Here is a 25,498-nt window from a genome sequence, read left to right as displayed (position 1 = left end):
GGAGCCGTAATCTGCGGCTCGACCCCCTTTCACTGCCAGTCAGTTTTGCCGCGAATGACAGCCGCGCCGACGGCGGCATCCGGCAGATCGAACTTCATCGCGAGCGCGTGACACTGCATCGCGCGGTGCGCGGCATGAAAATGACGATCAGTGTACGCGTCAGCGAATTCATTGGCGTCACCTTGCGCGACACGTCCCACGGCCGGGCGCTCGTGCTGCTTCACCGCGATCCGTCGCTTGCCATTCCCCTTCTCGTGACTGAGGACGCCGGCGAATGCGCCGCAGCGTGGCAAACCTGGAGCGAGGTCCTCGCGCTTCCGCAACTCGCCGACGACACGCGCGAACCTGCGCCGCGCCGCCGGCGCAGAAATGCGATCAGAGACCGACGCCCTGCCTTCCTGGTGCGACGGCGCTGCGGTCATTCGCTCAACCCCGCGGCAATCCATCGGGGCGAAGGCGAGATCATCGCGCGAGACTGAGGCGTCAAACGCTGAGAAAAAATTCTCGGCTATTCGTTCATTGCGATTGAAGAAAAAGCCGCCCGCTACACCAACGCGCCGATGAGCAATCCCGCGAACAACAGCAGCCCGGCGTCGCGGTTGGATTTGAACAACCGCAGGCAGAGGCGGGCATCACTGATCTCGATGCGCGCGATCTGCCATACGAGATGCGCGGCGAAGGCCGCAAGGCCGATCCACGCCGGCCACAGCGCTTCGGCCAGATGCAAGGCAACGCCGATCAGGACGACAGCCAGCCCGTAGAAGATCGCGAGCGCCAAACGCGTGCGCTCACCAAACAACAGCGCGGTGGACTTGATGCCGATGAGCGCGTCGTCATCTGCATCCTGATGCGCATAGATCGTGTCATAACCGATCACCCATGCCACCGTCCCCGCATACAGCGCCAGCGCAGCCGCATCGATGCGGCCCAGCACCACCGCAAATCCCATCAGAGCGCCCCATGAAAAGGCGAGGCCGAGCACGACCTGGGGCCAGTAGGTGATCCGCTTCATGAAAGGATAGGCCGCCACGATGAGGAGCGAGGCAACTCCCGTCGCGACGGCAAAACGGTTGAACTGAAGCAGCACGATCAGCCCCGCCAGCGCCTGCGCCACGAGAAACACCAGCGCCTGCGTCACCGTAACCTGTCCCGCCGGGATGGGCCGCGACCGGGTCCGCTCCACCCGCGCGTCGAGATCGCGGTCGGTGATATCGTTCCAGGTGCAGCCGGCGCCGCGCATCGCAAACGCGCCGATGAGAAACAGCACGATCGTGAAAGGAAGCTGGCTCACGTCACGGGCGAGGTGCGACGCCAGCGCCGTCGACCATAAGCAGGGCATCAACAGCAGCCACGACCCGATCGGACGGTCCAGCCGCGACAGCCTCAGATAGGGGCGCGACCATAGCGGCGCGCGGCTATCGACCCAATTGCCGACCGAGTCCGCGACGCGGGCAGCCGCATCGCTCATTGATGGCTCGTCATCGTGTGAGAACGTTGCCGCTCAGGGTATCGAAGGTGCTGCCACCCTTCTTCGGCGTGGTGACCTCGGGTAATCCGCCGGACGCCGACCCCAGAGCCTCGCTGAGGCTCGGGCCGGCCGGGCCGCGCATCTTAGCCTGCTTCGCCACGTCGCAAACCTTCTGCTGCATGGACTCGGTCGACTTGTGGTTGGCGTGCATCTGCTTGCCGACATTGTCGGGAATTCCACACCTGTTGGAATTCGCATCGATGAATTTGATCATCCTGGCTTCGGCCTGCGCATACTGCCCGATCAGCTTGCAGGCTTCGTCGGGCGGCGCCTGACGGGCGCTGGCGGCCTGGATCAGCTTGCCGCGTTTCTCAGCCGCGTCACGCAGCGGCAGGAAATCCTTCATGCAGTCCGCGCCGCCAGGCGGGCCGGCCTGCTGCTGCGGCGCCCCGAAACCACCGAGCGGCGTTGCACCGCCGGATGGAAACGCCGAGGGCGCGCTCATCGTGGCGGAAGCGCCGTTGACGGGGGGAAACGGTGAAGCCTGAGGCGTGGCGGCCCTTTGCGCAGGCGCCCCGTTGACGGGCGGAAATGGCGAATCCTGAGGCGCGGCGGCCCTCTGCGCAGGCGCTCCGTTGACCGGCGGAAACGGCGAATCGCTGGCCGTCCCGGTTCCGCCGTTAGGCAATGGCGCCGGAAATGGTGTCTGGCCAAGCACGCCCGTGGTGCCGATAACGAACACCGCAAGCGTCAGCGGAACGATCATGCGCGGGACGATCACAGCATTCCTCCGGCAGGGCCAAGCGCCCAGGCGACCTTTAGCGACAAACGGCCTTCCATGATGTCCGATTTGTACGATCGCAGTTGATTCCTAACAACCCGACGAATTGGGCAAGAGCGCGACGCTTGGCCGCGCCGGAACCAGCGAGGCCCCAATATCACGCATTTCCATCGGAATGATCCCCTCAAGCCGCGCTGTTCAAGGCAAATTGTATGCGCGGGTTTGATATGAGCCGAAATCGCTACGCAACCTTCCTCATCCTGCTCTACTAAAGTGCGCGCGCGGGATTCAATCATGCCTGATCTTGATATCGACTTTCGCAGTCCCCGGCTCTACGTCGATGCACCGCTTGCCGCGGGCAGCAGGGTGCCGCTCAACCGCAACCAGGGCAACTATCTCGGCAACGTCCTGCGCCTGGGGACGGGGACGAATGTCCTGGTCTTCAACGGCCGCGACGGCGAATGGCGCGCGGCGATTTCGGGCCGCAAGCGTCCGGAACATCTTGAAATCGTCGCCGCGACGCGGAAACAGGACCACCTGCCGGACGTGCGCTACGCGTTCGCGCCGCTGAAACATGCCCGGCTCGACTACATGGTCCAGAAGGCGGTGGAAATGGGAGCCAGCGCGCTTCAGCCGGTCCTGACCCGTTTCACCCAGGTCGGACGCGTCAACGGCGAGCGGATGCGCGCCAATGTCATCGAGGCCGCCGAGCAATGCGGCATCCTCAGCCTTGCAGCGGTCGAGGAGCCGGTGCCGCTGGATCGCTGGCTCGGCCGGCGCGCGGGCGAACGTCTGCTGGTATTCTGCGACGAGGCCGCCTTGACGGCAAATCCGGCGCGGGCGCTGGAGCCTGTGCGCAGCGTCGCGCAAGGCATCGACGTCCTGGTCGGTCCCGAAGGCGGATTCGCCGACGACGAGCGGGAAAATCTGCTCAACCAGCCCAATATCCTTCGGCTATCGCTCGGACCGCGCATCCTGCGGGCGGATACCGCCGCCGTTGCCGTCCTCGCCCTTGTCCAGACCGTGCTCGGGGATTGGACCGAGCCTGAAAAACCCGCCACCCGTTAAGCCACTTGCCCGATGGTGGTCGAAACCGTCAAACGGCCGTGCTAGAGCAGCTTTGCTTGAGACGGGATCAGTGGCCCGTCATGGCCGGGCTTGTCCCTGCCATCCACGTCTTTGTTTCTTCGCTGAAATTCCAAAGACGTGGATGCCTGGCATAAAGCCGGGCATGACGGAACGGTGTGTTTCCGTCGACGCGTCCCGCTCCAGGTTAAGGGCTACCCGGAAAACACCTTTGAATCCATGGGCTTCGATATTATGAGCCGTCGCGCGGAAAATCCTGCAACCGTTTCGCCCTCCCGGGCGGACCGACTGCTGTCGTCATTCATCCAGGCGGGCTATATCAAGGCCGAACCCGCGATCCTCCAACCGGCCGAGCCGTTTCTGGACCTGTCGGGTGAAGATATCCGCAAGAGCCTTTACCTGACATCGGACCCGGGAGGCGAGGAACTATGCCTGCGTCCCGACCTCACCATCCCGGTGGCGCGCGACTATCTCGCCTCCGGTGGGGCCGGCAAGCCGGCCGGCTTCTGCTATCTCGGACCGGTGTTTCGCTATCGCGGCGGCCGCTCCAGCGAATTCCCGCAGGCCGGCATCGAATCGTTCGGCCGCGAGGATCGCGCCGCCGCGGACGCTGAAATGCTCGCGCTCGGTCTGGAAGCGGTTGCAGCTTTCGGCATCGCCGACGTCGACATCCGGACCGGCGACGTGGCGCTGTTCACCGCATTGATCGACTCGCTCGACCTTTATCCGGTATGGCGGCGCAGGCTGATGAAGGATTTCAACCGCAAGGTCAGCCTCGCGCAGGACATCGAGCGGCTGACGCTGACGTCCGCCCCGGGGCATAATGAATACGAAGGCGTCCTGGCGGCGCTCGCGGGCTCCGACCGCAAGGCAGCCCTGGCGCTGGTGACCGACATGATGTCGATCGCGGGCGCGACCATTGTCGGCGGCCGCTCTCTGGATGAGATCGCCGACCGCTTTCTCGAACAATCCACCCTGAAAAGCGGCGCGCTGCCGCACGAGGCGCTGACGATCATCAAACGCTTTCTTTCGATATCGGGCGACCCCGATCATGCGCTCAGCCAGTTGCGCGCGCTCGCCTCCGACGCGGGGCTCGATATCCACCAGGCGATCGATCAGGTCGAAAACCGCACCGGCTTCATGGCCGCGCGGGGCGTGGAAACCGACAGGATCAGCTTCGCGACCTCCTTCGGCCGCGGCGTCGACTACTACACAGGCTTCGAGTTCGAGTTGCACCTTAGGGACAACGGCGGCGAACCACTGGTCGCGGGCGGGCGCTATGATGACCTGATGACGCGATTGGGCGCCGCCGCGCCGATCCCGGCGGTCGGCTTCTCGGTCTGGATCGAGGCGTTGACAGACGCGCCTTCCTCAAGCGGGAGCGCGGCATGACCACCTCACTCGTTCTGGCCGTGCCTTCGAAGGGCCGCCTGCAGGAGAATGCCGAAGCGTTTTTCGCCCGCGCCGGGCTGACGCTCGCGAAACCGCGCGGCGTTCGAGACTATCGCGGCACCATCGCCGAGCTTGATAACGTTGAGATCGCCTATCTCTCAGCGAGCGAAATCGCGTCGCAACTCGCGCGCGGCATGGTGCATCTCGGCGTCACCGGCGAAGACCTGATCCGCGAAAGCATCGTCGACGCCGACAAGCGCGTGGCGCTGATCACCAATCTCGGATTCGGCCACGCCAACGTGGTCGTCGCCGTGCCGCAGTCCTGGATCGACGTGCGCACCATGGCGGACCTCGACGACGTGACGACCGGGTTTCGCGCCCAGCACAACCGGCGGATGCGGGTCGCGACCAAATATATCAACCTGACCCGCGCCTTCTTCGCTTCGCATGGCGTGGTCGATTACCGCATCGTCGAGAGCGCGGGTGCAACCGAGGGCGCGCCCGCGGTCGGCACCGCCGAAATGATCGTGGACATCACGACCACCGGAGCAACGCTTACCGCCAATGGCCTCAGGGTGCTGGATGACGGCGTGATCCTGCGCAGCCAGGCCAACCTCGTCGCCTCCCGCGAGGCGGACTGGTCCAACGGCGCGCGCGAAACGGCGCGGGTCATTCTCGATCATATCGCCGCGCGCGCCCGGGCCAGCAAATATCGCGAGGTCCGGACCCGCTTCCCCGGCTGCGATGCCGCGCTGCTCAAGGAAGCGCATGATCGCTTCGGGGTGGTCTCGCCGTTCGGCGGCCCGACCTCCTCCGGCATGGTCACGCTGCACTGCCCGCCGGACCGGCTCTATGCGCTGGCCAGTTTTCTAAGGCAGCACGGCGCGGACACGGTGTCGATCGCCTCGCTCGACTATGTATTCGACCGCGACAACCCTCTCTTCGAAAAGCTGGAAGTGTTCCTGCGGACGTAGAATCCTGCGTCCCGGCCGTTGAACCGCGCGGTGGCGCTCACCATACAAGCGGGAATGAGTTTGACCCTGTCGGGACCGACCGATGACGCCAGCCTCCAGCCTTCCAGCTCTGCCCGCGGACGAGGCCGCCACGGCCGCGCCGGGCCTGTCGATCATCGTTCCCGTTTACAACGAGGCCGCCGGGCTTGAGCAGTTGCACGAACGCCTCGGTACGCTCGCGGCAATGCTGAGGCAGCGTCACGGCCTCGCCTGCGAGGTCGTCTATGTCGACGATGGCTCGACCGACGACACGTTGAAAATGGCCCGCGCGCTTTCCGCCGCCGTCCTGGACGTGCAGGTGGTGTCGCTGTCGCGCAACTTCGGCAAGGAAGCCGCTTTGATGGCGGGCCTGGATCACGCGCGGCGCGGCGCGCTGCTGTTCATGGACGGTGACGGCCAGCATTCGCCCAGCCTCGTGGAGCGGCTGGTGGATCACTGGATCAACGACGGCTACGACGTCATCTACACGGCGAAGTCGCACCGGACCAACGAGTCGCTGCTGCGGCGGATCGGCGTGCACAGCTTCTACGCGATCATCAACTGGGGCGCGCGCCAGCGGATTCCCGAAGACGCCGGCGATTTTCGCCTGTTATCGCCCCGCGCCGCCGCAGCGCTGCGCCGGATGCCGGAGCGAAACCGCTTCTTCAAGGGCCTCGCAAGCTGGATCGGTTTCCGCCAGTTTCGCGTCGACTACGAGCCCGACGTTCGCGCCCACGGCATGACCACCTTCAACGCCGCACGGCTGCTTGGCCTGTCGATCGAGGGGCTAACATCATTTTCTGTGGCGCCGCTGCGGCTGGCCAGCCTGCTCGGCCTGCTGCTGGCGCTCGCGGCCTTCCTGTTCGGCTTGTCGATCCTGTGGGAAACCCTGGTCGATGGCGAGTCGGTTCCGGGCTATCCCTCGCTGGTGGTCGGCATCATGACCCTCGGCGGCGTTCAACTCCTGATGATCGGCATCATGGGCGAGTATATCGGAAAGATCCTTTCGGAACTGAAGGCGCGGCCGATCTATTTCGTGGCCGAGCACAGCGTGAAGCAGGCCGGGAGCGAACCGTCCGCCGGCGACCCGCCCAGGACTGCCGCCGAATGAACGGCGATGACATGATCTTGGATCGATTCGATCCGAAATCAGTGCATCGCCGGATCCGGTTGTGCGCTGACGATTACGGCATCAGTCCGGGCGTCAACCGCGCGATCCGCGATCTGATCGGGCGGGAGCGTATCAACGCGACGTCGGTGATGGTGGTCGGCCCGGCCGCCGGACGCGATGAGGTGGAGGCGCTGAAGACAGCGGCCTCGCGCCATCCGCATTGCGCGATCGGCCTGCACCTGACCCTGACCGCGCCGTTTCATCCGCTCACTTTGCATTACCGTCCGCTGGATGGTGGACTGTTCCCGCCGCTCTCCAAGATGCTGCGCGCGAGCCTGTTGCGCCGGCTCGAGCCCGAGATGATTTTCGACGAGGTGACGGCGCAGATTGCCGCGTTTGCCGAACGGTTCGGCCGTGCGCCCGATTACGTCGACGGCCATCAGCATGTGCAGATTTTCCCGCAGGTGCGCGACGCCTTCCTCTCAGCGGCCAGAAACGCCGCGCCCGGCGCATGGGTGCGCCAGTGCGGCCGCAGCCAACCGCTGGTGCAGCGACTGGGATCGCCCAAAGCGCTGCTGCTGGATATTCTCAGCGCCGGCTTTCGCCGCGAGGCTGCTCGCACCGGAGTAGATTTCAATCCGGCATTCGCCGGCGCCTATGATTTCAAGAAGCCCGATTTCGCCGCGCAGATGCAGCAGTTTCTGGACAGCTCGCCGGATGGCGGCCTGATCATGTGCCACCCCGGCTTTGTCGATGAGACGCTGATCGCCTTCGATCCGCTCACCGGCCAGCGCGAGCGGGAATACGCATTCCTCGCCGGGGATGTATTCAAGAACATGCTGGCGGCCAACCGCGTGACACTGGGCTGATCGATCGACAAGCCCGCCCCGCCTCCGCCACGCCTGAAGAAATTTTAATCCGGCCGGCACTACTGGCGACACGGAAGACGACTACATCCCAACAGCCACCTTTTGGGAGAGCGCCATGACGCCGGAAGAACGACAGTTGGTTGACGATCTCTTCACCCGCCTCGCCGGCGTCGAGAATACGCCACGAGATCCTGCTGCCGCCGCCGCGATCGCCGAGGGTCTGCGGCGCGCGCCCAACGCACTGTACACGCTGGTGCAAACGGTTCTGGTACAGGACGAGGCATTGCGACGCGCCAACGACCGCATTCAGGAACTGGAGAGCGGCGGAGCCGCCGATCAAGCCGCCTCGGGCGGATTCCTCGACCAGATGCGCGACACCATTTTCGGCAAACCGGCCCCGCGCGGTTCGGTCCCGAATGTCCAGCCTCCCCCGATACCATCGGAACGAGCGGCCTGGAATACCGGTGAGGCGCTGCAGCAGACCGGTCAAGCCGGTCGCGTCGATCAAGGACGTTTCGATCAGGGACGTTTCGATCAAGGATCCGGCCGTCAGCCTTATGGCACCCCTCAACCGCAAGCCGGCGGCGGCTCGTTCCTCGGAACGGCTGCGGCCGCCGCCGCGGGAGTCGTAGGCGGCAGCCTGCTTCTGAACAGCATCCGCTCCATCATGGGCGGCGGCGAAGCACATGCCGCGGGTTCCGGCCTCACCGGTTCTTCGTCCAATCCATGGAGCGGCTCCGGCGACCAATCCGGCAGCAACCTGGCACGCGATGCCGGCGTGAAAGACGTGGGATCGCAAAAGCAGGACGATCCGTCGCAAGACGGCCCGTTCGACCAGGCTCACGGCGACGAGTACCACGATCAGGACGATATCGATTCCGACGACTTCGACGATTTCGCCGACTTTGATGACGGAGACGACGCCTGACCCCTGCGGTTCTCCCCCGCACAACGGCCGTCCCTATAGCGTTTTCAAGCGAAGCATGTCCCCGGGCTTGCCCCGGGGATGGGTTGCCGGTTCGCGTGAAGAGAACGCGTCAGATCACGACGACCGTCGCGCCAACGCGAACCCGGTCATAGAGATCGATGACATCCCGGTTGCGCATCCGGATGCAACCGGATGAGACGTTGGTGCCGATCGTCCACGGCTCGTTCGAACCGTGGATGCGGTAGAGTGAGGAGCCGAGATACATCGCACGAGCGCCAAGCGGGTTCTGGGGCCCGCCCACCATGTGGCGCGGCAGATCGGGGCGGCGCTTCAGCATCTCCGCGGGCGGGGTCCAGGCGGGCCATTCCTTCTTTGCCGAGATCGTCTTGGTGCCGGCCCACAGAAAGCCGGGCTTGCCGACGCCGACGCCATAGCGAAGCGCCTTGCCATCGCCCTGCACGAGGTAAAGAAACTTGTTCGAGGTATCGATGACGATGGTGCCAGCGCTTTCCTTGCCGTGATACTCGACGAGCTGCCGTTCGAATTTCGGATCGAATGCGGGATGCGCGGCCTCGCTCGCGTCCTGCTCCGGCATGGTCTGCTGCGGTTGCGGCGCATAAAGCGGACGCGAATCATAAGGCTCCTGCTGATAATGCGATCCCTGCTGCTGGTTATCTCCAAACAGCAACTCGATGAAGCCGCCGCCCATGTCGCGCCGTCCCGCATATGCAAGATGTTGCCCGGATGGCTGCGGCGCGGATTGATCGGCGTAAAAGACGGTCGGCTCGGTGAAGAATCTGGCTTGCGGGTCTCTTGCGGAAGCCTGCTGGATCTCAAGGCCGGCAAGCGACACGCCCGCCAGCAGCGCGAAGGATATGTGTCTGAACATCGACGTACTCTGCACTGTTTCGCCGTGGATGGTCGCAGGGAGGTCGCGTCAATCGTGGCACCCTTCCCGCACAGTGAATTAAGAATCAAACCCGCGTCGGTTTGGTAAACGGAAGGACGGTTGGATTCACCACACCGTCGATGTGACGGGGTTCTTTCCCGTAGCGTTTATTTTCCATGAACGAACGAGCATCGCTTCCCGCGAGGAAGCGCCGCGGATTCACGGCAAGCGATTTCCACATGAACCGGGCGTTAAAACACGCCGGTGTAGAACCGGACGAATCCAGAAGCCGGAGAGTCTGATGGCTGTTCAACGCAAGCGCTTCCGCGTCGAGGAAATCCTGAACGGCGGTACGCCGGTTATCGCAACCCTCGACGAGGCGCCAATGCCGGTGCATCGCGAGATCATGGCGGAGTTGCGGGCGATCCGCCAGCAGATGGGAGCGCCACACCGCAGCGACCCGAAGCAGAGCGACGCGGGCGGCGAGATAGACGCCGACCGCGAAGTCGCCGATGCGCAGGCGCTGCTGCAAACCTACCGCACACAGATCGAACAGTGTGAAAAGCTCAAGACCGAGCTCGATTTGATCTATGAAGCCATCAACCGCACCAAACAGGAGATTGCGGTTCTGCATGGAAAGAGCTTCGACGGCAACGAGATGGCGAAGGTCACCGACGAGCTTGACGCCGTGGTGGGAGGGACCGAGCAGGCAACCCAACACATCCTGGAGGCGGCCGAGGCGATCGATCAGGCGGCCGGCGCGCTATCCAGCGCGGCGTCCCCCGAGCAGGCCCGGTTGCTGAGCGAGGACATCCAGGAGCGCGTGATCTCGATTTTCGAGGCGTGCAATTTTCAGGATCTCACCGGCCAGCGCATCGCCAAGGTGATGAGCACGATGACGTTCATCGAACATCACATCAATGTCATGATGGAGATCTGGGGCGGCGTCGACGCCATCCGCGCCCATGCTCCGCCGATCATCGACGATCGCGTCGGCGATGCGAAACTGCTGAACGGCCCGAAGCTCGAAGGCGACGAGGGGCACGCCTCCCAGGACGATATCGACGCGCTGTTCGGTTAGATCCTGCCGAGCCAGGTTCGAACACACACCAATCCGATGCTCAGCGCTTCGGCGCGCAGCGGATATAAACCATGTTGCCGTAGCGGGTCGCAGCATCCGGATCGATGAAGCGCGTGACCAGCACGCGGCCATCGAAGGAGACGATCTCGCGGTCTTTCGGGCCGCCGGGCGGGCCTTCCGGGCCGATGTAGTTCTTGCCGCTCTGGCTGCCCTTGAGCCGCAACTCCTGCGGCGTTGCCTCATCGGCAAGATGCATGATGACGCCGCCATTGCCGCCCGCGCTGATCACGTAGGGGTTCCGGCACTGCGACTTTGCCGCCGCCTCGGTCCGCGCCCGGTCGTTCGGGTTCTGATAGGATGCAAGGCCCCACCGCCCGACCAGTTCCTCGGCGCGGATCGAGGCCGGAAGCTCAGGCTCAACGGGCGGCTGGGGCGGCGGCGCCGGTTGCGGCGACAGTCCGACCGAGCCGAACGACCCGCATCCGCCGAGAAAAACCGCCAGGGCCGCGGCCGCCCCAAGGTTCAAAGCCGCGCGTCCGCCGTCTGATCTGACCATTGTCAAGTTCCCCGATCGAACTCCCGGCCGCTGCGCCCAAGCAGCCGAGCCTATAGAAAGTGAGATCGCAGCACCCGCTTTCGCCGACGCGAAGAAGCCACGACATGGTTGCATCTATCCTACACCCCTCACTAACAGCTTAAGGGGCTTGCTTGACAGCATGGCTGCCAAGCCATATTCCCGCCAATGAGTGGCACTCTCGCAATACGATTGCCAAAAGATACGAATCGCTCGGCCGTCGCGGATCAGAGCGCATGCATCCCGTCGATGGCAATTCAGAGTCCTGCGAACCCCCTGGAGGAGCGTTATGGCTAAGACCAAATTTCGTCCGCTGCATGACCGCGTCGTGGTCAAACGGATCGACGCCGAGGAAAAGACCAAAGGCGGCATCATCATTCCCGACTCGGCAAAGGAGAAGCCCTCGCAGGGCGAGGTCGTGGCGGTCGGTCCCGGCGGACGCGACGAAGCGGGCAAACTCACGCCTGTCGATATCAAGGTCGGCGACAAGGTGCTGTTCGGCAAATGGTCGGGCACCGAGATCAAGCTCGACGGCCAGGAACTCCTGATCATGAAGGAGTCAGACATCATGGGCGTGGTGGGCTAAGCGGCCACCCCGAACCCCTTTCGCCGTCATGGCCGGGCTTGTCCCGGCCATCCACGTCTTACCCGTTCCGGCGCGACAAAGACGTGGATGTCCGCGACGAGCGCGGGCATGACGAAAGCCAAACGATCGTATCATCAGGAGTACTGTAAATGGCCGCCAAAGACGTCAAGTTTTCCGGCGACGCGCGTCAACGCATGCTGCGCGGCGTCGATATTCTCGCCGATGCGGTGAAGGTGACGCTCGGCCCGAAAGGCCGCAACGTCGTGATCGAGAGGAGCTTCGGCGCGCCCCGCATCACCAAGGACGGCGTCACCGTCGCCAAGGAGATCGAACTCGAAGACAGGTTCGAGAACATGGGCGCTCAGATGGTGCGCGAGGTCGCCTCCAAGACCAACGATCTCGCCGGCGACGGCACCACCACGGCCACGGTGCTGGCGCAGGCCATCGTTCGCGAGGGCGCGAAGGCGGTTTCCGCCGGCATGAACCCCATGGACCTCAAGCGCGGCATCGACATCGCCGTCGCAGCGGTTGTGAAGGACATCGGCAAGCGCGCGAAGGCGGTCGCCTCCTCGGCCGAAGTCGCCCAGGTCGGCACCATCTCGTCCAACGGCGACGCCTCGATCGGCAAGATGATTGCGCAGGCGATGCAGAAGGTCGGCAATGACGGCGTCATCACCGTCGAGGAGAACAAGTCGCTCGAAACCGACGTCGACATCGTGGAGGGCATGAAGTTCGATCGCGGCTATCTCAGCCCCTACTTCGTCACCAACGCGGAGAAAATGGCGGCCGAGCTCGACGACGCCTACATCCTGCTGCACGAGAAGAAGCTGACCGGCCTTCAGGCCTTGCTGCCGGTGCTCGAGGCGGTCGTGAAATCCGGCAAGCCGCTGCTGATCGTCGCGGAAGACGTCGAAGGGGAAGCGCTGGCCGCGCTGGTGGTCAATCGGCTTCGGGGCGGCCTGAAAGTGGCCGCGGTGAAGGCGCCCGGCTTCGGCGATCGCCGCAAGGCCATGCTGGAGGACATCGCCATCCTGACCAGCGGCCAGCTCATCTCCGACGAACTCGGCATGAAGCTCGAGAACGTCACCTTGAACATGCTTGGCCGCGCCAAGAAGGTGCTGATCGACAAGGAGAACACCACCATCGTCAACGGCGCCGGCAAGAAAAAGGATATCGAGGCACGCGTCGGACAGATCAGGGCGCGGATCGAGGAGACCACCTCCGACTATGACCGCGAGAAGTTGCAGGAACGCCTGGCCAAGCTCGCAGGCGGCGTCGCGGTCATCCGTGTCGGAGGCGCGACCGAGATCGAGGTCAAGGAAAAGAAGGATCGTGTCGAAGACGCCCTCAACGCCACGCGCGCCGCGGTCGAGGAAGGCATCGTGCCCGGCGGCGGCACCGCGCTGCTGCGGGCCAGGAAAGCGGTCGGCCGCATCAACAATGACAACTCGGACGTGCAGGCCGGCATCAACATCGTGCTGAAGGCGCTGGAAGCCCCGATCCGCCAGATCGCGGAAAACGCCGGCGTCGAGGGCTCCATCGTGGTGGGCAAAATTCTCGAAAACAAGACCGAGACCTTCGGCTTCGACGCCCAAAAGGAAGAGTATGTCGACATGGTCGCCAAGGGCATCATCGATCCGGCCAAGGTCGTGCGCACCGCCTTGCAGGACGCCTCGTCGATCGCGGGCCTGCTCGTGACCACCGAGGCCATGGTCGCCGAACTTCCGAAGGACGAGCCTCCGGCCATGCCGGGTGGCGGCGGCGGTGGAATGGGCGGCATGGGCTTCTGAGCCCTTCAATGGCACAACCTCGAGCATGATTCCGACCCGAAGGGCCGCGCCAACGCAAAGTGGAAAACGGTTTTCGGATAAGATCATGCCCGATCAAGAAGTTTAGGGTTTGAGTCTGATTCAACGCAGTTGAACCAGACTAAAGTCAGAAGGCCGCCTCCGGGCGGCCTTCTTTTTTGACGAAGCGGGTTCTAGGGTAAGGACCGATTCGACAAGCGGGGATTTTCCATGCGCGCGCTGGGGCTATGCCTGATCAGTCTGATGATCGTTTTGCCGGCAACTCCGCGGGCGCAGGACAGGCCGCTTCCCAGGACGACGCCCGGCGGCGCGGAGGTCCGATACTTCACCTCCATCGATGGACTGATGGAAGGCAACGCGGATGTCATCCTCAAGGAAACCCGCCACGGCAAGACCGTCACGAGCGCCGTTCTCGACGTCTGTTACCCCGCGGAAAAAGGCTCCGACCGCAAGGATCGCTTCGTCGCCAACCTCGCGGTGAATGGTTCAACCCTGAGCGGCAGCACCCAAAGCATCGGCGACAAGCTGCCGGTCACGGTGAAGCTCACACGCAAGCCGACCGGCGATACTTTCGAATTCGACGGCAGGATCAGCGTCGGCGAGCGCGTGACCGAGGTGACCTCAACGGACAATTCCGACCTCAGCGAGGCCGAGTTCAACGATGTCCGGACAACCGATGACGGCATCATCGCATCGCCGAGGGATTTCACCGAGGTCTCTCCCGAAGCCATCGCCGTGAAAGTGAAAACCGATGCCGCGATCGATCTGCTCAAGGGGTTGAGAGGACAAAATCTCCGGGTGCTGCTGAACAGCCTCGAGGTAACCTGCGAGGCACTGCGGGCCGGCGCGCAGGTCATCGACATCAACATCGATCCGGAGCGCGCGCCCGCTCTGGTCGCCCGGATGAAGGCGACGCCCGGCGTGATCGCCGCGGGCTGGAGCGCCGGCATGTTCGACATGGAGCGCACCATCCGGTTTCCGGCCGCGGAATGGCGTGACAAGGGCAAGCTCAATCGCGACAAGCTCGCGGCCGCGATTTCCGGCGTGCTGGAAAAATCCCTGGACGCGAAGCCGGTGTCTGCAAAATGGAGCGACGACACCGGCAAGTTGACGCTGACCTTCAAACGTCCCAGCACGCTGGCTCCAACACTCGGGTTGACCGACACCATCGAGGTGACGGCGTTGCCAGGTCCTGACAAGCCCGAGGGATCCGATCACATCATGCTCTGGGTCGGCGCGCCCTCGACCACCACGGCGGACGAAAGCGAAGGACCGAGGCTCGGCCTCGCCGACGATCTTTCAGCCGGCGACGGTGAAAGTATCGAGGCCAATGACCGCGGCGCGGTGGATGCGCTGGCGAAACAGTTCAAGGCCCAGCGCTGGGACGTCGACGCATCGGCCTGGAAGTAGCGTTGGTCGATTTCGATGTCATCGAACGATTGCGAAGGGGGACAAGCAAAGGATAAATGTCGGCACAAGGAATGGACTGTCTTTGCGACGAAGCCGGTGGATGATCGCCATAGCGAGGGGTTTCGCCGAATGAGGGACGAGTGAAAATCACGCTGGACATTTCCAGGCTTGTCGAGGAAGGCAAGCTGACGAGCGAGGAAGCCGACAAGCTCACGAAGCTCGCCGCGCACGATACAGCCTCGCTCGGCATTAACATCCTCGTCGGGTTTGCCGTCGTCGCCATTGCGGCCGGCGCGGTGGCGCTGGCGCCTGCGCCATTGACTGCGATCGGCTTCGGACTGGCGCTTTTCGCCGCGGGTTTCGCAATTGCATTTAATCGCGTCCAGCACTGGATGCTCCTCGGACAGATTTTCCTTGTCATCGGTGCGCTGATGTTTGGCGGTGGCGCTATCGCCTATCGCGCCGATCTGCTTGCCACCATGCTGATCATCACAGGTGTTTTCGGCCTCGCAGCAATCATCGCCCGCTCCAGCCTGCTGATGGCGTTGGCGGTGCTGGCGGCTTCGGCTTGCCTCGGCGCGCGCACGGGTTATAGCCACGCCAGCTATTCGCTAGCCATTTACGAACCGACGCTGACCGTGGTCGTGTTTTCCATGGTGGCGCTGATCGCCTATCAGGCTTCGCAACGTCTGCCAGCCGAATATGCGCGGCTCGCGATCACGGCCGCGCGTACATCGCTGTTGCTGATCAATTTCGGTTTCTGGATCGGCTCACTGTGGGGCGATCCGCTAATGCTGATGCGGTCGCTCGCTGCCGAGGACATATCCTCGACGCTCATGACCAAACCCGTCATTCCGAGCCTGGTATTCAGCGTACTCTGGGCGGTGGCGTTGCTCGGCGCCGGGTTCTGGGCTGTTCGGGCAAATCGACGCTGGCTAGTCAATCTCGTCGCCGTCTTCAGCGGCATCCATTTCTATACTCAATGGTTTGAGAAACTCGGCGCTACTCCCTTTTCGGTGCTGCTGGGCGGGCTGGTGATGCTGGCAAGCGCGATCGCGCTTTGGATGTTTAACCGACGGATCGCGGATCGCGACAGAGCATGATCCCATCAAGCTGAAGCGGGCCATGCTCCGGAAATTATTGTGGGCCGCATTTCCTTGCGGCGAACAGGACATCCACGTCGCCGGAAGCGCTCTAATTCGTATTGAGATGGAAGCGCAGCCGGGTCGGTCCGACGAACGTGATCTCGTCGCCCTGCCGCTCCCAGGTAGCTGCCGCGGAGAGCGCCGCCACCAGCTCGTCATCGGCCTCGGCTTTCTCCGGGGGACACGAGCGATCCTCCAGCGGGCCGGCGGCGAAGATGACAGTCTCACCGGCAACCGAGAACTGGCCCTTCCCGCCCTTGCACCACAATTCGAGCGTGACCCCGCCGCTGTCGCCGATGTCCAGCGATGGCACCCGCTTTGATCCCGGCTGCGGCGGCGCATCCAGCGTCATCTCGAGACCAAACGGAAATCCATCCTGCGCGAAAGCCGGCCCCGCGCAGGCCGCTCCCAGCGCGAGCGTAACCACACCCGACAAGAACCCGAACCCTGACGCCATCTGCCCTCGCTGAACAATCATGGAGCCCTCCCGCTTCTGATCGAATCAGAAGCGGGGCTCCACGGCTTTGGTTTGACGCGTTCTCTTCATGCGAAACCGTATCCCATCCCCGGGTCAGGCCGGGGACATGCTCCGCTCGAAAACGCGGTAGAGCGCGCTGAGGCCCGATCAACATCATCGCGAGCGGGGTGCGCGGTGCCGTCCCGACGCCGAGAAAGCCATCGGCTCCTTCTTCGACCTCTGGATTGTTTCGCTTCGCGCACAGAACCGGTGCGAACTGATCAATCGATCACCACCTCACAAATCGCGAGACGGCGTGTTCAACCCTGCCTATACAGCTTTAGTTGCCATCCTCTCCCGCGCCCGACACGGCCTGATCAGCATCGCCATAGGATGAAGCCGCGGGCTCCGGCATCGCCCAGCTGGTTTCCGGCACAACCGTCGCCTTGGGTTTTGGCGCTGCCCGCTTGGCAACCGGCTTTTTCGTCGACGCCCTGCGCTTGGCCGCCGGCTTCTTCGCGGATTTTACGGGGGATCGCTTCGCCGACTTCTTGGCTGACTTCTTGGCCGATTTTTTAGCGGATTTCCCCGGAGACTTTCTGGCGGACTTCTTCGCGGATTTCTTGGCCGCTTTCTTCGTCGCCTTCTTCTTCACCGCCTTCTTTTTCGAAGCCGTTTTCGCCGACTTCTTGCCGGACTTCTTCGTGGACTTCTTGTTCGCCGCTACGGCCTTCTTCTTGCTCTTCTTGGCTTTAACGCCCTTCGCCTTGCTGGACTTCTTAGCCATCGTGATCCTCCTGTGGCCGCTGATCATTCGTCAGATCAATTCGGCCCTGGCCGGGGGCCGCCCGTCGCCCAATCGAGAAGTTCAATCGTGTGAACAACAGGGACCGACGTTCCGCCGGCAATCTGAACCATGCACCCGATGTTTCCGGCGGCAATCATGTCCGGCTTGACGCTTGCGATGTTGGCGACCTTCCGGTCGCGCAGTCGATCCGCAATGTCAGGCTGGAGAATGTTGTAGGTCCCCGCCGAACCGCAACACAAATGACTCTCCGGTATATCTTTCACCACGAATCCGTTCTTGAAAAGCAAATCTTTCGGAAGCTGCGTGATTTTCTGGCCATGCTGAAGTGAACAGGCGGAGTGATAGGCGATGACGAGTTCGCTGCGACTTCCCGAAGCCGACAGATCGAGGTCCGCGACATACTCGGTGATATCCTTGGCCAGGCTTGAGACCCTCGCGGCCGGCCCGGCAAAGTCGCGGTCCTCCCGTAACAGATAACCGTAGTCCTTGATGACGGTGCCGCAGCCGGAGGTCGTGACTAGGATGGCGTCGAGACCGCCCCGCTCCGCTTCGCGGGTCCAGGCCCTGATATTGGAGCGCGCCCGCGCCAGAGCATCCCGGTCGTCGCCCATGTGATGGGCCAGCGCGCCACAACACTGTTCGTCCGCCACCAGCACCACCTCGACGCCGTGACGGGTCAGCAGGCGGATCGCGGCCTCGTTGATACGCGGCGCCAGCACCTGCTGGGCGCAGCCTTGCAGCAGGGCGACGCGGCCACGTCTCTTGCCCGTCGCCGGAAACACACGTCCCGCGGCCGCTCCGGGAGCGGGCAGCGACGCCGGCGCAAGCGCCAGCATCGCCTTGATCCTGCGCGGCAAGGTCGGCGTCACGCTCCCCTTCGAGCCGGGCAACAGCGCTGCAAATGGCCGGGCGAAACGCGCTAGGATCAGGCTGGCCCGAAAGACTTTCGGCCGCGGCAACACGAAAGCCAGAACGGCCCGAAGCAGCCGTTCGGAAACCGGGCGCGCATACTCCTTCTCGATCCTGACCCGCGCCTGATCCACCAGATGCATGTAATTGACCCCGGAGGGACAGGTCGTCATGCAGGCGAGGCACGACAGGCAGCGATCGATATGCTTGACGACCTCGGCCGTTGGCGGCTCGTTGTTTTCGAGCATCTGCTTGATCAGGTAAATCCGGCCGCGCGGGCTGTCGAGTTCGTCGCCGAGCAGCACATAGGTCGGGCATGTCGCCGTGCAGAATCCGCAGTGGACGCACTTGCGCAGGATCTTGTCCGCTTCGGCGATATCAGGATCGCTCAGTTGAGCGGGCGTGAATTCGGTTCTCATGAGATCGGCGTCCGCGTCAGCCTGCCGCGATTGAGAATACTTCCGGGATCGAAGCTCTGCCGCACCCGCTCGGCCAGCGCCGCGACTCCCTTTGCCTGCGGATGAAATACATCGACAGTCCGGCGCAATTCCTCACCGGCCCGCAGCAGGATGGCGTGGCCACCGAGCGGAGCGAGCCGGCGGCGCAGCGATGCGGCATGTGCATCGACGACATCGACCGACGGCGGCAACGCCGCCCAGAGCAATCCGCCGGCCCAGTCGTAGATCACCTCGCCGCCGGTCTCACGCGCCAGCGCCTGTCCGAAGGCGCCCCCCGATGCCGGAGGACAGACGATCCTCCACACCGGCCAGACGCCCAGCGGGCCGTCGGCCGCGAAGGGCGCGACGTCGCGAACATCGCGCCACAGCGCCGCCGATACGGCATCTTCAACAAATTCGCCCGCCCCGAAAGGCGCAAGATGCGCCGCGAGCGCCGCTCCGCGATGAGCAACCGAGGCGGCGATGCCTTCCAGCCGCAGCAACGTCGCAGCCTGCCCCGTTGATGCGAGAACGGCCAGTGCGCCTCGCGCCGCCGTGAGCGCCGCATGCGGCATGTGCGCCGCTCCCGAAACGTCGTAGGGCGATCCGAGCGCGGCCGTCATCGCCCGGTTGGCTGTGACATCATCAAGCCCGTTCAGCACCAGCGTGCGCTCGGTCTCCGCCTTCGGCATCACCTTGAGCGTCACCTCGGTCATGACAGCGAGCGTGCCCCACGACCCGGCCAGAAGCTTGCAGAGATCGTAGCCGGTGACGTTCTTCACCACCCTGCCTCCGGCCTTGAAACCGCCGAAGCCGGAGACCGCGTGAGCGCCGAGCAGATGGTCCCGCACGCCACCGGCCTTGATACGGCGCGGCCCCGCCAGACCAGCGCCGATCATGCCGCCGATGGTGCCCCGCCCGGACCGGACGCCGAGCAACGCGGCGGTGTCCATCGGCTCGAACGCAAACGCCTGATTTCTGGAATCGAGCAGCGACACGACCTCGTCCAGCGGCGCGCCGGCCTGCACCGTGACGATCAGTTCATGCGGCTCGTAGCAGGTCACCGCGTTCAGCGCCGACACGTCGAGCACCGCGTTGGTCGTCATCGCATGACCGATCGACCGCTTCGATCCGTGCCCGATGATCTCAAGCGGCTGGTCGCCCGCGACGGCGGCGCGCACGGCATCTTCGACATCCTTTGCGTCGCCTGCTTTCAGGGTATTCACGTCATCTGCCGATCATTGGGTGAAGCGCGTTGGACCATCATCCGATCAAAATCTCGGCAGGTCCGGAAACGGCAGCCTGCCTCCATGCACATGAACGCGGCCGAGTTCGGCGCAGCGGTGCAGCGTCGGAAACACCTTGCCCGGATTGAGAAGACCTTGGGCGTCGAACGCGCATTTCAGCCGCTGCTGCTGGCTGAGATCGGCCTCGCTGAACATATGCGGCATGAGATCCCGCTTCTCGATGCCGACGCCATGCTCGCCGGTCAGGACGCCGCCCAGTTCGACGCAGCACCGCAGAATGTCCGCGCCGAACGCCTCCGCCTTGTCCATCTCGCCGGGCTTGTTGGCGTCATACAGAATGAGCGGATGAAGATTGCCGTCACCCGCATGAAAGACATTGGCGACGCCGAGACCGTATTTTTCGCTCAACTCGCGAATGCGCGCCAGCGCCCTCGGCAGCGCGCCGCGCGGAATGGTGCCGTCCATGCAGATATAGTCGGGAGAGATGCGGCCGACCGCCGGGAATGCCGCCTTGCGGCCGGCCCAGAACAGGTCACGCTCCGCTTCCGAACCGGAAATCCGGCAGGTGGTTGATCCGCAGCCGAGCGCGATGGCCTCGACGCGCTTGATGAGTTCGTCGACCTCGATGCTCGAACCGTCAAGCTCGATGATCAGCAGCGCCTCGACATCCAGCGGATAGCCGGCGTTGACGAAGGCTTCGGCGGCGTGGATCGCCGGCCTGTCCATCATCTCCATGCCGCCGGGAATGATGCCGGCGCCGATGACGCGCGCCACGCATTCCCCCGCCGCTTCGACCTGTGAGAATCCGACCATCAGCGCCCGCGCGGTTTCCGGCTTCCGCAGAATGCGGACGGTGACTTCGGTGACGACGCCGAGCAAACCTTCGGACCCGGTGATGATGCCCATCAGGTCATAGCCCGCCTGCTCGGGCGCCTTGCCGCCGATGCGCAGCACCTCGCCCGACATCAGCACAAGCTCGCAGCCGAGCACGTTGTTCGTCGTCATGCCGTATTTCAGGCAATGAACGCCGCCGGAATTCTCCGCGATGTTGCCGCCGATCGAGCAGGCGATCTGCGACGAGGGATCCGGCGCGTAGTAGAACCCTGCATGGGCCACCGCCTGGCTGATGGCGAGGTTGGTGACGCCGGGCTCGGTGACGACAACGCGGTTGTCGAAATCGATCTCACGAATGCGCTTGAACTTGCTTAAGCCCAGCAGCACCGCGTCGGCCAGCGGCAGGGCTCCGCCCGACAGCGAGGTGCCGGAGCCACGCGGCACCACCTTGATGCCGTTATCGAAGCAGTATTTCAGAACGCGCGATACCTGCTCCGTGGTTTCCGGCAACACCACCACCATCGGCGGCTGCCGATAGGCGGTCAGGGCATCCGATTCATACGGCAGCATCTCCGCCGCGCTGGAGATCACGCCCTCGCCCGGCACGATCGCGCGCAAGTCCGCGACGATGGCGTCGCGGCGATCGAGGACGGTTTGATCCGAGGCGGGCATCATGATGGTCATGGGCAGGCGCTCCGCGATCGCGACCGGACCGTGCCGATCACCACAAAACCTTCCGGATCAACCATATTTCATCCGTTCTGTGTAGGCTCATCCGGAAACCGCCATCGACGACACCAAAGGTACCATCGTAATGACATCTGTCGAAAGGCTGTGGCAATCCGAGCCTTCCCTGGAACGAAATCACACTCGAATCGTTCTAAGATCGGTGTTATCTTCCGATTCTGCGGCTCGTATAAGAGGTTATATGACCTGCGAGTCACAGAGCCATGAGCACCCTTTCCTCTCCGGGAAGGCGGCAATTCCTCCCAGCTTCAGCCCGAAGCCACTCACAAAGACTTTAAGAGGTCTCCATGAAAACGTTCGTCATCTCCGCACTGACCGTCCTCGGCGTCACGCTCGCAAGCGTGGGCACTTCATCCGCGGGGGACGTAGAGGCCGGTAAGGCAGCCTTCAACAAGTGCAAGGCATGTCATGAAATCGGCGAAAGCGCCAAGAACAAGGTCGGCCCGGAACTGAACGGTCTGGACGGACGCCACTCCGGCGCCGTGGAAGGCTATGCTTATTCGCCCGCCAACAAGGCTTCCGGCATCACCTGGACCGAGGCCGAGTTCAAGGAATACATCAAGGATCCGAAGGCGAAGGTCCCGGGCACGAAGATGGTGTTCGCCGGCATCAAGAAGGACAGCGAACTCGACAACCTCTGGGCCTATGTTTCGCAGTTCGACAAGGACGGCAAGGTCAAGGCGAAGTAACGCCGGCTTCAGGCCGTTTTACTCCCCTGCCGGCCTCCCTGCCGGCAGGGCCGCCTGAACGACAAGACCGCGGGCGCGCGCATCCGTCGCGCCGACCGCACGCAACGCCAGCAGGGTGGCGGCCTTCACCACATCGCGCAGCGCCGCCTGATCCTCGAAGTCGGACGCAAGCGGACCCACCAGGGCTTCATGCAGCGCGCCAAGGAGCGCGGTCGCGGCGAGCGACGTATCCTGCTGCGGCAGATGTCCGGCGCTTATGGCAGCCTTGATGCGCGCCTCAATCTCGCCGGCGATGTCACGGCGGCTCGCCAGCCGGGTCGCGGCCACATCCACATCGACCGGTTCAGCCAGAATGCCCCACGCCAGTTTCCGGTGAGATACCATATGCACGGCGACGGTGACGATGGCGGCCGCAAGCGCAGAGGACGGGCCCGGCGCGGCATCAGCGGCTGCCCGTATGGCCGTCAACTCATCCCGCGCGACCTCGGCGATCAGTTCTGAAACCAGATCGGCCTTTGAGGGAAAGTAACGATAGACGGTACCGGCCGCCACATCGGCGCGAAGCGCGACCGGCGCGATCTGCACCGCCGCCATCCCCCCCTTGCTAGCGATATCCCGCGCGGCCGTGAGAATGGTGCGGCGGCGCGCCGCGAGGCGCTTCATCACCTGCTGGGTCCGCCGATACACCATGCGGGTTCCATGTCCCTCGCGCCTCTCGAACAGAAGCGACGCGAGTCAGAACGTAGCGTTGTCGAACCCTGCGAAGGTTCGCGAAATGCTGCCTGAAGAACTGAACACCTATTCAAAACGGAAGGCAAGCAGCTTAGCGCGATCGGCCCCGGTCAGCCGTCTCACAACGTCCGGCTTTAGAAATGCAGCATCTTGAACACGCCAAGGCCGGAGAGGCCGACGATAATCAGATAGATGGCGACGAGCAGATTGAGAAAACGCGGCATCAGCAGGATTAGGACGCCTGCAAGCAATGCAATGATCGGCTGGATATGGGCTGCCGTGATGACCATCGGGAAAAACCTCCACGGGATGCGGTTTGCGAATCACAGAAACCTTATCCGCCGCGCCGGCTTCTTAACAGGACGCTCCGCGACCCCCGCCTTTTATTAGCGGCCCGTCGTGCTGCAAGCCGCCCCGGATGCGTTTTGCTAGCGCGAACCGGATTCCGCTTCGTTCGAAAACGCCATAGCGCGGGAACGATGGCAGGCGGGATGAATTGGCATGACAATGCCGACGCCGTCGAAAACGCGTCCGACCCTGAAGACCTGAAATATAAGGAGGTTCGTCATGCGGATTCCCGCTCTGGCTTTAGCCACGCTGGCAACCGCGCTCGCCGCAGGGTTCAGCGCTCATGCGCAAAGCGACACGATCGGCGCCGCGCCTTCAACCGGCATGGTGGTCACCCAGCCTGTGGAAGTCGAAGCCGGCGGAGGGATCACCCAGGAGCAGCGCCGGGCGTTTCGCGACTACGTCGCGACCGAGCGCGTTCCCTCTTTCACCGTTTCGCAACGCATCGCGGTCGGCGCGGTGCTGGCCGATGAAGGCGTCAGCCTTTACGACGTGCCGCAGCGTTTCGGCGCGACGCCTTATCGCTACACCGTCGTGAATGGGGAAACCGTTCTGATCGAACCGCGCTCGCGCCGCATCATGCAGCTGATCGACTGATCAAGTGATTGGAGGATTCGCCAAAGCGAGGCGGGAAACCGGTTTGCGTGACAGCCACCGGCGACCGTAGCCACCGCCCCATGCGAGCCCTTCCTGTTCGATTCCCGTTTTTATCGGGACAGACGTACGCCGCGCGTCAGTCCTGTATCTTCGAGAAATCCGCGACGGTGCGCGTGGCGGCGCGAATCTCATTGAGAAGCCTAAGGCGATTTTCCCGGATCTTCGGGTCCTCGTCGTTGACTTTCACCTGCTCGAAGAAGGCATCGACGGCGGGACGCAGCTTCGCCATCGCGGACATCGCGGCGGCGAAGTCTTCATTCGCCACGGCGGCGCCCGCCTCACGCTTCACCTCGTCGATAGCGGCGGCAAGCGCCTTCTCTTCTTCGAGCTTGTAGAGCGAGGCATCCGGCGCGCCGTCGAAGCTGCGCTTGTCCTTCTTTTCCTCGATGGAAAGAATGTTCGACGCGCGCTTGGTGCCAGCGAGCAGGTTCTTGCCATCGTCGGTGTCTAGAAACTTTCCGAGCGCCTCGACGCGACGGACGATCATCAGGAGGTCGTCTTGATTATTAGTTGTGCACCCTGACGCTACCCCTCCCACGACATCTAACATGGCGTCAGTAAAGATCGTTTCGGAAATGACGGAATCAACTAGATCGTGCCGCGCACCCTGCTCTCGCAGTTGCACTTTTAGACGCTCGTGCATAAAGCCAATCAGACTAATCTGAATTCTGGTAATCCCATGGAAAACATGATCCTGCCAACCTTCAACTACGGGCGAAGAATTTTCAAAATCGCCAACAAGCTCTGGCTTATCAAGTATATGTGCGACCTCTCTCACTTGGACACCTGATCGCGAAAGAATTATATCAGCTTGCGCGCCAAGGATTGGGGCAGCGGCACCTTCAACAAGCTTTGAAAGCTTCAGCCTCAATTTATTCTCAAGAACAAGCCCAATCACACCAATCGCCGCACGTCGCAACGCATAAGGGTCTTTACTACCCGTCGGCTTTTCATCAATCGCCCAGAAACCGACCAGCGTGTCGATCTTGTCGGCAAGCGCCACCGCAACCGAAACCGGATCGCTTGGCACGCGGTCGTTCGGGCCCTGCGGCTTGTAGTGCTCCTCGCAGGCGGCGGCGACGGACGCATCCTCGCCAGCGGCCTGCGCGTAGTATTTCCCCATCAGGCCCTGCAACTCGGGAAATTCGCCGACCACCTCGGTCAACAAGTCTGTCTTGCACAATCGGGCCGCGCGCTTCGCCTTCTCCACGTCCGCACCGACAGACGGCGCGATCTCGGCGGCCAGCCGCTCGATGCGCGCAATACGCTCGGCTTGCGTTCCCAGCTTTTCATGAAACACGATCTGCTCGAATTTCGGCAGCCGGTCTTCGAGCTTCGTCTTGAGGTCTGTCTCGTAGAAGAATTTCGCATCCGCCAGCCGGGCGCGAATGACGCGCTCGTTGCCGGCAACGATCGCCTTGCCGCCGTCCGATGCTTCGAGGTTGGCGACGAGAATGAACTTGTTGGCGAGTTGATCTCCCCTCCCCCCGCCTGCGGCGGGGAGGGGTTGGGG

The 25,498-nt window shown here is 63.3% G+C and carries 26 protein-coding genes; 14 read left to right on the top strand and 12 right to left on the bottom strand.

All coding sequences use genetic code 11. The annotated features are described in order from the left end of the window. Positions 1-479 (top strand): DUF6101 family protein (locus NWI01_RS02055; protein WP_244613609.1); only part of this gene is annotated, 479 nt, incomplete at its 5' end. A gap of 65 nt (positions 480-544) precedes the next feature. Here the strand turns inward: NWI01_RS02055 and ubiA are convergent. Next, positions 545-1,468 carry a 4-hydroxybenzoate octaprenyltransferase gene (gene ubiA, locus NWI01_RS02050; protein WP_141382227.1) on the bottom strand — a complete coding sequence of 308 codons (924 nt, stop codon included), beginning with the start codon at positions 1,466-1,468 and terminating at the stop codon, positions 545-547. Positions 1,469-1,478: 10 nt separating this feature from the next. Further along, entirely contained in the window at positions 1,479-2,249 is a 771-nt protein-coding gene (locus NWI01_RS02045) for a hypothetical protein (RefSeq protein ID WP_181410339.1), read from the bottom strand. A gap of 294 nt (positions 2,250-2,543) precedes the next feature. Here NWI01_RS02045 and NWI01_RS02040 point away from each other — a divergent pair, with 294 nt between their 5' ends. The 6 genes from NWI01_RS02040 to NWI01_RS02015 all read left to right on the top strand — a co-directional run bounded on the left by NWI01_RS02040 (position 2,544) and on the right by NWI01_RS02015 (position 8,627). Beyond that, the gene (locus NWI01_RS02040) at positions 2,544-3,317 is read left to right on the top strand and encodes a 16S rRNA (uracil(1498)-N(3))-methyltransferase (protein WP_141382225.1); all 774 of its coding nucleotides are present in this window, start codon (positions 2,544-2,546) and stop codon (positions 3,315-3,317) included. Positions 3,318-3,554: 237 nt separating this feature from the next. Further along, positions 3,555-4,727 (top strand): ATP phosphoribosyltransferase regulatory subunit, encoded by a 1,173-nt coding sequence (locus tag NWI01_RS02035; RefSeq protein WP_181410338.1) that lies wholly within the window; start codon positions 3,555-3,557, stop codon positions 4,725-4,727. Next, on the top strand, positions 4,724-5,701 hold the full coding sequence (gene hisG, locus NWI01_RS02030; RefSeq protein WP_141382221.1) for an ATP phosphoribosyltransferase: 978 nt from the start codon (positions 4,724-4,726) through the stop codon (positions 5,699-5,701). Before NWI01_RS02035 ends, hisG begins: the two co-directional genes overlap by 4 nt. Positions 5,702-5,783: 82 nt before the next feature. Then, on the top strand, positions 5,784-6,830 hold the full coding sequence (locus NWI01_RS02025; RefSeq protein ID WP_141382219.1) for a glycosyltransferase family 2 protein: 1,047 nt from the start codon (positions 5,784-5,786) through the stop codon (positions 6,828-6,830). Positions 6,831-6,841: 11 nt separating this feature from the next. Then, a complete protein-coding gene (locus NWI01_RS02020) occupies positions 6,842-7,699 on the top strand; it encodes a ChbG/HpnK family deacetylase (protein WP_244613608.1) in 858 nt (285 codons plus the stop codon). Positions 7,700-7,814: 115 nt separating this feature from the next. Continuing rightward, entirely contained in the window at positions 7,815-8,627 is an 813-nt protein-coding gene (locus NWI01_RS02015) for a DUF2076 domain-containing protein (protein ID WP_141382215.1), read from the top strand. Between the two features lie 109 nt (positions 8,628-8,736). Here the strand turns inward: NWI01_RS02015 and NWI01_RS02010 are convergent, their stop codons facing one another. Further along, the gene (locus tag NWI01_RS02010) at positions 8,737-9,516 is read right to left on the bottom strand and encodes a L,D-transpeptidase (protein WP_141382213.1); all 780 of its coding nucleotides are present in this window, start codon (positions 9,514-9,516) and stop codon (positions 8,737-8,739) included. 301 nt (positions 9,517-9,817) lie between these two features. Here NWI01_RS02010 and NWI01_RS02005 point away from each other — a divergent pair, with 301 nt between their 5' ends. After that, positions 9,818-10,597, top strand: a complete 780-nt coding sequence (locus NWI01_RS02005; protein WP_141382211.1) for a protein phosphatase CheZ — start codon at positions 9,818-9,820, stop codon at positions 10,595-10,597. Positions 10,598-10,637: 40 nt separating this feature from the next. Here the strand turns inward: NWI01_RS02005 and NWI01_RS02000 are convergent, their stop codons facing one another. Then, positions 10,638-11,153 carry a hypothetical protein gene (locus NWI01_RS02000; protein WP_141382209.1) on the bottom strand — a complete coding sequence of 172 codons (516 nt, stop codon included), beginning with the start codon at positions 11,151-11,153 and terminating at the stop codon, positions 10,638-10,640. A gap of 307 nt (positions 11,154-11,460) precedes the next feature. Between NWI01_RS02000 and NWI01_RS01995 the strand changes: the two genes are divergently transcribed. The 4 genes from NWI01_RS01995 to NWI01_RS01975 all read left to right on the top strand — a co-directional run bounded on the left by NWI01_RS01995 (position 11,461) and on the right by NWI01_RS01975 (position 16,078). Beyond that, positions 11,461-11,757, top strand: coding sequence for a co-chaperone GroES (locus NWI01_RS01995; RefSeq protein ID WP_141382207.1), 297 nt, complete (start codon positions 11,461-11,463; stop codon positions 11,755-11,757). Between the two features lie 149 nt (positions 11,758-11,906). Then, positions 11,907-13,547, top strand: coding sequence for a chaperonin GroEL (gene groL, locus NWI01_RS01990; RefSeq protein WP_141382205.1), 1,641 nt, complete (start codon positions 11,907-11,909; stop codon positions 13,545-13,547). Positions 13,548-13,775: 228 nt separating this feature from the next. Next, entirely contained in the window at positions 13,776-14,975 is a 1,200-nt protein-coding gene (locus NWI01_RS01980; protein ID WP_141382203.1) for a hypothetical protein, read from the top strand. Positions 14,976-15,115: 140 nt separating this feature from the next. After that, positions 15,116-16,078: a hypothetical protein gene (locus NWI01_RS01975; protein WP_141382201.1), complete on the top strand. Its 963-nt coding sequence runs from the start codon at positions 15,116-15,118 to the stop codon at positions 16,076-16,078. A gap of 91 nt (positions 16,079-16,169) precedes the next feature. On the opposite strand, the gene NWI01_RS01970 is transcribed toward NWI01_RS01975, so the two are convergent. The 5 genes from NWI01_RS01970 to NWI01_RS01950 all read right to left on the bottom strand — a co-directional run bounded on the left by NWI01_RS01970 (position 16,170) and on the right by NWI01_RS01950 (position 21,496). Next, positions 16,170-16,577: an META domain-containing protein gene (locus NWI01_RS01970; RefSeq protein ID WP_141382229.1), complete on the bottom strand. Its 408-nt coding sequence runs from the start codon at positions 16,575-16,577 to the stop codon at positions 16,170-16,172. A 340-nt stretch (positions 16,578-16,917) separates the two neighbouring features. After that, complete coding sequence (locus NWI01_RS01965) at positions 16,918-17,364, bottom strand: hypothetical protein (RefSeq protein ID WP_141382199.1); 447 nt, start codon at positions 17,362-17,364, stop codon at positions 16,918-16,920. A gap of 35 nt (positions 17,365-17,399) precedes the next feature. Then, positions 17,400-18,713: a glycolate oxidase subunit GlcF gene (gene glcF / locus NWI01_RS01960; RefSeq protein ID WP_141382197.1), complete on the bottom strand. Its 1,314-nt coding sequence runs from the start codon at positions 18,711-18,713 to the stop codon at positions 17,400-17,402. Further along, positions 18,710-19,957 (bottom strand): FAD-binding protein, encoded by a 1,248-nt coding sequence (locus tag NWI01_RS01955; protein WP_141382195.1) that lies wholly within the window; start codon positions 19,955-19,957, stop codon positions 18,710-18,712. Before NWI01_RS01955 ends, glcF begins: the two co-directional genes overlap by 4 nt. 45 nt (positions 19,958-20,002) lie before the next feature. Beyond that, positions 20,003-21,496, bottom strand: a complete 1,494-nt coding sequence (locus NWI01_RS01950) for an FAD-linked oxidase C-terminal domain-containing protein (protein WP_141382193.1) — start codon at positions 21,494-21,496, stop codon at positions 20,003-20,005. Positions 21,497-21,846: 350 nt separating this feature from the next. On the opposite strand from NWI01_RS01950, the gene NWI01_RS01945 reads away from it, so the two are divergent. Beyond that, positions 21,847-22,248 (top strand): c-type cytochrome, encoded by a 402-nt coding sequence (locus NWI01_RS01945; protein ID WP_141382191.1) that lies wholly within the window; start codon positions 21,847-21,849, stop codon positions 22,246-22,248. An 18-nt stretch (positions 22,249-22,266) separates the two neighbouring features. On the opposite strand, the gene NWI01_RS01940 is transcribed toward NWI01_RS01945, so the two are convergent. Both NWI01_RS01940 and NWI01_RS01935 read right to left on the bottom strand, forming a co-directional pair. Then, positions 22,267-22,938 carry a TetR/AcrR family transcriptional regulator gene (locus NWI01_RS01940; protein ID WP_141382189.1) on the bottom strand — a complete coding sequence of 224 codons (672 nt, stop codon included), beginning with the start codon at positions 22,936-22,938 and terminating at the stop codon, positions 22,267-22,269. 176 nt (positions 22,939-23,114) lie between these two features. Continuing rightward, positions 23,115-23,270, bottom strand: a complete 156-nt coding sequence (locus NWI01_RS01935) for a DUF3096 domain-containing protein (RefSeq protein WP_141382187.1) — start codon at positions 23,268-23,270, stop codon at positions 23,115-23,117. Between the two features lie 277 nt (positions 23,271-23,547). Between NWI01_RS01935 and NWI01_RS01930 the strand changes: the two genes are divergently transcribed. Then, on the top strand, positions 23,548-23,925 hold the full coding sequence (locus NWI01_RS01930; RefSeq protein ID WP_141382185.1) for a DUF1236 domain-containing protein: 378 nt from the start codon (positions 23,548-23,550) through the stop codon (positions 23,923-23,925). A 136-nt stretch (positions 23,926-24,061) separates the two neighbouring features. On the opposite strand, the gene glyS is transcribed toward NWI01_RS01930, so the two are convergent. Further along, positions 24,062-25,498, bottom strand: a 1,437-nt coding sequence (glyS, locus tag NWI01_RS01925; protein ID WP_141382182.1) for a glycine--tRNA ligase subunit beta, incomplete at its 5' end; no start/stop codon positions are given.

It is taken from the genome of Nitrobacter winogradskyi (genome assembly GCF_006539545.1).
In the GTDB taxonomy this organism is placed as follows: Bacteria; Pseudomonadota; Alphaproteobacteria; order Rhizobiales; family Xanthobacteraceae; genus Nitrobacter; species Nitrobacter winogradskyi_A.
Note: the sequence above shows the minus strand (reverse complement) of the source record. Positions and strands in the feature narration are given on the sequence as shown.

What these genes read in the sequence shown, in the direction of transcription:
- ubiA (WP_141382227.1), bottom strand. Translation starts at nt 1,468, where the DNA reads ATGAGCGATGCGGCTGCCCGCGTCGCGGACTCGGTCGGCAATTGGGTC.
- NWI01_RS02040 (WP_141382225.1), top strand. Translation starts at nt 2,544, where the DNA reads ATGCCTGATCTTGATATCGACTTTCGCAGTCCCCGGCTCTACGTCGAT.
- NWI01_RS02035 (WP_181410338.1), top strand. Translation starts at nt 3,555, where the DNA reads ATGGGCTTCGATATTATGAGCCGTCGCGCGGAAAATCCTGCAACCGTT.
- hisG (WP_141382221.1), top strand. Translation starts at nt 4,724, where the DNA reads ATGACCACCTCACTCGTTCTGGCCGTGCCTTCGAAGGGCCGCCTGCAG.
- NWI01_RS02025 (WP_141382219.1), top strand. Translation starts at nt 5,784, where the DNA reads ATGACGCCAGCCTCCAGCCTTCCAGCTCTGCCCGCGGACGAGGCCGCC.
- NWI01_RS02020 (WP_244613608.1), top strand. Translation starts at nt 6,842, where the DNA reads ATGATCTTGGATCGATTCGATCCGAAATCAGTGCATCGCCGGATCCGG.
- NWI01_RS02015 (WP_141382215.1), top strand. Translation starts at nt 7,815, where the DNA reads ATGACGCCGGAAGAACGACAGTTGGTTGACGATCTCTTCACCCGCCTC.
- NWI01_RS02010 (WP_141382213.1), bottom strand. Translation starts at nt 9,516, where the DNA reads ATGTTCAGACACATATCCTTCGCGCTGCTGGCGGGCGTGTCGCTTGCC.
- NWI01_RS02005 (WP_141382211.1), top strand. Translation starts at nt 9,818, where the DNA reads ATGGCTGTTCAACGCAAGCGCTTCCGCGTCGAGGAAATCCTGAACGGC.
- NWI01_RS02000 (WP_141382209.1), bottom strand. Translation starts at nt 11,153, where the DNA reads ATGGTCAGATCAGACGGCGGACGCGCGGCTTTGAACCTTGGGGCGGCC.
- NWI01_RS01995 (WP_141382207.1), top strand. Translation starts at nt 11,461, where the DNA reads ATGGCTAAGACCAAATTTCGTCCGCTGCATGACCGCGTCGTGGTCAAA.
- groL (WP_141382205.1), top strand. Translation starts at nt 11,907, where the DNA reads ATGGCCGCCAAAGACGTCAAGTTTTCCGGCGACGCGCGTCAACGCATG.
- NWI01_RS01980 (WP_141382203.1), top strand. Translation starts at nt 13,776, where the DNA reads ATGCGCGCGCTGGGGCTATGCCTGATCAGTCTGATGATCGTTTTGCCG.
- NWI01_RS01970 (WP_141382229.1), bottom strand. Translation starts at nt 16,577, where the DNA reads ATGGCGTCAGGGTTCGGGTTCTTGTCGGGTGTGGTTACGCTCGCGCTG.
- NWI01_RS01965 (WP_141382199.1), bottom strand. Translation starts at nt 17,364, where the DNA reads ATGGCTAAGAAGTCCAGCAAGGCGAAGGGCGTTAAAGCCAAGAAGAGC.
- glcF (WP_141382197.1), bottom strand. Translation starts at nt 18,713, where the DNA reads ATGAGAACCGAATTCACGCCCGCTCAACTGAGCGATCCTGATATCGCC.
- NWI01_RS01950 (WP_141382193.1), bottom strand. Translation starts at nt 21,496, where the DNA reads ATGACCATCATGATGCCCGCCTCGGATCAAACCGTCCTCGATCGCCGC.
- NWI01_RS01945 (WP_141382191.1), top strand. Translation starts at nt 21,847, where the DNA reads ATGAAAACGTTCGTCATCTCCGCACTGACCGTCCTCGGCGTCACGCTC.
- NWI01_RS01940 (WP_141382189.1), bottom strand. Translation starts at nt 22,938, where the DNA reads ATGGTGTATCGGCGGACCCAGCAGGTGATGAAGCGCCTCGCGGCGCGC.
- NWI01_RS01935 (WP_141382187.1), bottom strand. Translation starts at nt 23,270, where the DNA reads ATGGTCATCACGGCAGCCCATATCCAGCCGATCATTGCATTGCTTGCA.
- NWI01_RS01930 (WP_141382185.1), top strand. Translation starts at nt 23,548, where the DNA reads ATGCGGATTCCCGCTCTGGCTTTAGCCACGCTGGCAACCGCGCTCGCC.